This is a genomic window from Bacillus sp. SIMBA_074 (assembly GCF_046534555.1).
Classification (GTDB): Bacteria; Bacillota; Bacilli; order Bacillales; family Bacillaceae_G; genus Bacillus_A; species Bacillus_A mycoides.
In genome coordinates this window covers 1-255 of sequence record NZ_JAWRYM010000834.1, presented here as the reverse complement: position 1 = coordinate 255, position 255 = coordinate 1, and the positions used below count along the sequence as shown (strand labels likewise).

The following is a 255-nucleotide window of genomic DNA, read 5'->3' as shown; positions in this document are numbered from 1 at the left end:
GAGTACCCCGACTTCGTGTTCACCTGCGACCTGATCGTGCTGCTCAGCTGGGTGGAGGAGTCCGACCCCGAGCGGTTCGAGCGCATCAGGGAGCGTGTCGCCGAGGGCCGCTGGGTGAACGTCGGCGGCTGGTGGGTCGAGCCGGACAACAACATGCCGATGGGCGAGAGCTTCGTGCGCCAGGGCCTGTACGGCCAGCGCTACCTGGAGTCCCGTTTCGGCACGCCGGCGACCGTCGGGATGAACGTGGACCCG

1 protein-coding gene is annotated in these 255 nt (G+C 68.2%); it reads left to right on the top strand.

Translation table 11 applies throughout. The features are described from left to right. Positions 1 to 255, top strand: a 255-nt coding sequence (locus tag SB773_RS33095; RefSeq protein ID WP_410594670.1) for a glycoside hydrolase family 38 N-terminal domain-containing protein, incomplete at both ends; no start/stop codon positions are given.